The following is a 1,392-nucleotide window of genomic DNA, read 5'->3' as shown; positions in this document are numbered from 1 at the left end:
CTGCCAGGCGCGGTTGTCGCGGATGAGGGCCCACAGCACGTTCGTGCGGCGCCGGGCCAGGCAGATGACGGCTTGGATCGGGCGTTTGCCTTCGGCGCGTTTGCGGTCGTAGTAGGCGCGGGATTCGGGGTGGCCACGCATGCTGGTCAGCGCGGACATGTACATCGCCCGGCGCAGCCGGCGGTTGTAGCGGCTAGGTGTGTGCAGCCTGCCGGTCCGCTTGCCGGAGTCGTTGGCGACCGGGGCAAGGCCGGCATAGGCGGCCAGGTGATCGGCGGAGCTGATCAGGTCGGGGTCGCCGATCGCGGCGAGCAGTTCCGCGCCGAGCCGGTATCCGAATCCGGGCATGGAGACGATCACGTCGGCCAGGCGGTGACGGCGAAACCGGTCCTCGATCGCGGTGTCTGCCTGCTTGATCCGCGTGTCGAGGTCGATCACCTCCTTCGCGAGGGCGGCTACCAGCTCGGCGGCCACGTCCTCGCCGGGCAGACGTACGGTCTGCGACTTCGCCGCGGTGACGGCAGCCTCGGCAATCGTGGCGGCGTTACGCACCCTGGCACCGGCCAGCAGCGCGGTGAGCCGGTCGACGCCGGCGCGGCGGATCGCCTTGGGACGCTGGTAGCGGGCCAACAGGATTACCCAACCACGGTGGTTGGCGATGTCGGCGGCGCGTTCCAGCGCCGGGCACACCGCGGTCAACTGCTGGCGCAGCCGGTTGATCGTCCGGGTGCGGTCGGCGACCAGATCGGTGCGGCGGCCGGTGAGCATGCGCAGCTCGGCGATCAGATCGTCACCGGGTCGCAGCACCGGCAGATCCCGGCGCATCCGGGACTGATCGGCGATGACCCGGGCGTCGCGCGCGTCGGTCTTGCCCTCACCGCGATACACCCGGGCCGCGTGGTGGACCGAGCGGCCGGACAGGTACCTGACCGGCTGGTCGTTAGCCCACAACACGCTCAGCAGCAGGGCCGCCTCGACGGTGGTCAGGTCGACCGTCCACTGCACCTGCCTCGCTGCCACAGCGCAGTCGGCGATGACCTGCGCGATCTCACGCTCGTCGTTGGCGACCTTCCGCGACAGCAGCACCGCACCGTCCGGGTCGAGCAAGGTCACCCAATGGTGTTCCTTACCGACATCAACACCGGCCCAGCCGGACTCGATCACCCCTGTCCTCCCCGACGCCGTTCTACCTCGTCAAACCCCGGACAACCCCGCCGTCAGGTCCTTAAACAGCGACACATCGCAGATCTCAATCAGCGGCCAGGGAAGTCCAAGCGGGCCGGGCGGCCAGTCCTTTCAAGCCGCGCCCGAAGGGCCGGCAACCAACCCAACAGCCACACCCGACCCGCTCGGGTCGTCAGCACAACCTACTGACCCTTCGAACTTAAGGAC

At 69.0% G+C, this 1,392-nt stretch carries 1 protein-coding gene; it reads right to left on the bottom strand.

Going from position 1 to position 1,392, the window contains the following annotated elements:
* Positions 1 to 1,161, bottom strand: a 1,161-nt coding sequence (locus tag B0E53_RS36495; protein ID WP_107079920.1) for an IS110 family transposase, incomplete at its 3' end; no start/stop codon positions are given.
* Positions 1,162 to 1,392: the final 231 nt, after the last annotated feature.

The organism is Micromonospora sp. MH33 (assembly GCF_003013775.1).
GTDB lineage: Bacteria > Actinomycetota > Actinomycetes > Mycobacteriales > Micromonosporaceae > Micromonospora > Micromonospora fulviviridis.
The sequence above is the reverse complement of the archived record's forward strand: the minus strand, read 5'-3'. Positions and strand labels throughout refer to the sequence as shown.